This window comes from Streptomyces sp. SID14478 (assembly GCF_010548525.1).
GTDB lineage: Bacteria > Actinomycetota > Actinomycetes > Streptomycetales > Streptomycetaceae > Streptomyces.
Window position 1 is genome coordinate 1 of the sequence record NZ_JAAGMG010000528.1, and the last position, 3,174, is coordinate 3,174.

Consider the following 3,174-nt stretch of genomic DNA (forward strand, 5'->3'; position numbering starts at 1 on the left):
GGCCCGTGGCGCCCCCGCAGGTGCCGCTGTCGGCGAGCCGGGCCGAGGGGTTCGCGGACCTCGTGCAGGACTCCGTGGAGCGCCTGGAGCGGCGCTGGCCGCAGCTCGCCGAGGTCGACTTCCTCATCCTTGAGGTGCCGCGGCTGACGAGCGAGGACGAGGCGTGGGGCGCCGACGCGGTGCCGCTGGGCGGCACCGTTCCCGCGGGGGACGGGACGCCCGCGCGCGTGGTCGTCTACCGGCGCCCCGTGGAGATCCGCACCAAGGGGCGCGACGAGCGGGCCGCCCTGGTGCACGACGTGGTCGTGGAGCAGGTCGCCGAGGTGCTGGGGCTCACTCCCGAGACCGTGGACCCCCGCTACGGGGACGGCGAGGAATGAGCCCGCTTCTTCAGTAGGCGGCACGTGTACAGGTACGTACGTCTACAGGCGGCCTGCAGGTGCCGTGGGGCTACTTCTGGAGGACCGTGAGGTCCTCGTCGGCCTCCGGGACCGACACCGTCCCCCGGTCGTCCGGCAGCGTCTGGATCGTGAACGCCGGGACGCCGTCCTGCTTCTCCTCCAGCATCCGCGAGCCGTAGACCTTGCCGCCCGACACGCGCTCCACCGTCAGGGCGTACGAGCCCTTCAGGCCGTCCGGCACGGGCGCGGGCACCGACAGCGTCGTGCCGCCCTTGACGGTGTACTCCTTCGTGGCCGCGGTGCCGCCCTCGGTGCCCGCCGACGCGGTGACCTTCACCTTGCCGCCGGCGCCGGGCGCGGTCAGGGCGAGCGTGGAGCCCTTGGCGCGGTTGTCGGCGACCGTGGCGCGCGCGCCGATGTCACGGGTGGCGGGGATGAACGCCGTCTCCTGGTCGGCGCCCTTGCCGCGGGTGACCCGCAGGGCGGCGACGACCGGGACGGCGCCGTCGGTGGGCGTCAGCACCAGGGAGCCCGGGTCGCCGCGCGTCACGTCTCCGAGATCGACGGAGGACGTCATGCCCGACTTCACATGCAGCGTGTCGTGTCCCGCGGGGGCGATCTTGCCGCTGGAGGTGGCGAGCTGGACCTTCAGGTCGGCGTCGTCCTGGCCCGGCGCGAAGGCGACCAGGCGGACGTTCGTGGCGTCCTTGGGGATGCCGGGCAGCACGAGGGAGGCCGCCGGGTCGGCCGCGGCGGGCAGCCAGTCGCCGCCGAGCTTGTCGTCGGCGGCCGACACGGCGGCGGCGACCCGGCCGCTGCGCGCGGTCACGTGCAGCGTCAGGTTCGTGTACGGCTTGTCGGTCAGCGTCGACAGCAGGACCGGGACGCTGGCGTGCGGCCCGATCTGGATGCCCTCGCCGACGTCGGACTTGATGGCGCCGTCGGGGCCGTACATCTGCACGTCCACGACCGCGGCCTCGTCGTCCGGGTTCGTGAGGTGGATGTAGTCGCTGCGCTCCTTGGCGGTGCTCGCGCCGGGGAAGTAGAAGTCGGTGTCCGGGGCCGAGCAGTTCACGCCGCTCAGGCCGCGGCCGGAGCCGGCGTCCACCGTGGTGGTCTGCTGGACGGTCCAGCCGGGCGCCAGGGCGCCGTCGGCGGTGCCGATCGCCGCGGGTGCGTCCCCGCCCGAGGCACTGCCCTTGACGGGCTTGCCGGGCTCCTTCGGGGTGAGCACCGCCTTGGGCTTCTTGGCCTTGCCCTTCGCGCCGTCGGTGTCGCCCGCCCCGGTCTCGGCGGGCACCAGCTCCGCCTTGCCCGCGGACTCCGCCTTCTCCTGGGACGCGGGCGTGTACGACGTGTACGCGGTCTCCGCGAGGTCGGACTGGCTGGGAGCCGGGCACAGCAGGCTGGAGCGCTCGACGGGCAGCCGGGCGGCCGCCTTGGCGGTGGTGCCGTCCGCGCCGCCGGGCGTCGTGGCGGCGGCGAACCCGGTGACGGCGGCCAGGGCCGTCGCCGCGGCGATCAGGGACAGGGTCGTGCGGTTCACTGCTGGCTCCCGTCGGGGCGCTCGCTGTCGGCGCCGTTTCCGTGGCCGTGCTGCTGCTCGTATGTGGGGTCGTACGGCTCCTGCGCCTCGTACGTGCCCCCGTAGGCGTACGGGTCGTACGGGCCGGCCTGGTACGGATCCGCCTGGTACGGGTCGGCCTGGTAGGGATCGGCCTGCTGGTCGTAGCCGTAGCCGCCCTGGTACTGCTGCTGCTCGCCCGCGGTGTACGTGCCGTACTCGGCGCCCGCGTAACTGGGCTGCTCCCACTCGCCGTACTGCTGCTGCGGAATGTCCGCGACGGGGGCCTCCTCCGAAGGAGGAGGCGGTACGGCGCCGTCGGCACTCTGCTCGGCCTCGGCCTGGGCGCGCAGTCGGCGGGCCCTGCGGCCTTCGCCGGCGACGGCCTGGGCGGGCACGACCGGCTCCTCCGGGAGGTCGTCGTCGACGTCCCTGCGCCGGCCCGGCAGGGCGAGCACGACGAGGACGAGGGCGAGCGCGCCCTGGGCCCACAGCCAGGCGGTGTGCGTGACCGGGGAGTCGTAGGTGACGTCCAGGGTGCCGCCGGAGGCGGGCAGTTCGAAGCCCTGTGCCCAGCCGTCGACGGTGGTCCGCGTCAGGGGCGCGCCGTCCAGCGTGGCGGTCCAGCCCTCGGCGGCCTGGTCGGCGAGGCGCAGCACGCGCCCCTGCCGGCCCCCGGTCACCTTCGTGTGGATGTCCACGGGGCCCGCGGCGACCGCCACGGCCTCCTCCGACGTCGAGCCGGTGTCGGCGCTGGGCACGATGACCGCCCGCGCCACCTGCCGGTCGATGCGCCACAGCGCGGTGCCGTCCTGCTGGCTGAGCCGGGTCAGGCCGGGCGTCGCGTCCAGGACGCGGCCCATCTGGCGCGGCGCGCCGTCACGGACGAGGACGTAGCGCACGGCGAAACCGCCGAGCTGGTCGGCCTGGTCGGCGCCGGAGCCGGCGACCAGGTTGGCGACGACCTTGTCGAGGTTCTCGTTCTCGCCCGCGGCCGAGGTCAGTTCACCGTCACCGAGTCGGGCGCCCGCGCCCCTGACCAGCGAGTAGTTCACCTCGCCCGTGGAGCCGTCCAGGACGAGCGTGCGGGCCTGGTCGCGGGTGCCGGCCTCCTCGGCGACGAACGCGGGCACCTGCACCGGGTCGCGGCGCTCCAGCGGGCCGTCGGCGCCGGCGATCATCCAGCCCGCGGCGAGCAGCAGGGGACCC

2 protein-coding genes and 1 pseudogene are annotated in these 3,174 nt (G+C 74.8%); 1 reads left to right on the plus strand and 2 read right to left on the minus strand.

Annotated elements, in window-relative coordinates; all coding sequences use genetic code 11:
- Positions 1–380 (plus strand): metallopeptidase family protein (locus G3I40_RS17435; protein ID WP_164303074.1); only part of this gene is annotated, 380 nt, incomplete at its 5' end.
- Positions 381–450: 70 nt separating this feature from the next.
- Here the strand turns inward: G3I40_RS17435 and G3I40_RS17440 are convergent.
- On the minus strand, positions 451–1,947 hold the full coding sequence (locus G3I40_RS17440) for a DUF5719 family protein (protein ID WP_164303075.1): 1,497 nt from the start codon (positions 1,945–1,947) through the stop codon (positions 451–453).
- Positions 1,944–3,174: pseudogene (locus G3I40_RS17445) on the minus strand (family 2 glycosyl transferase); the annotation flags it as partial. The gene G3I40_RS17440 and the pseudogene G3I40_RS17445, both read right to left, overlap by 4 nt.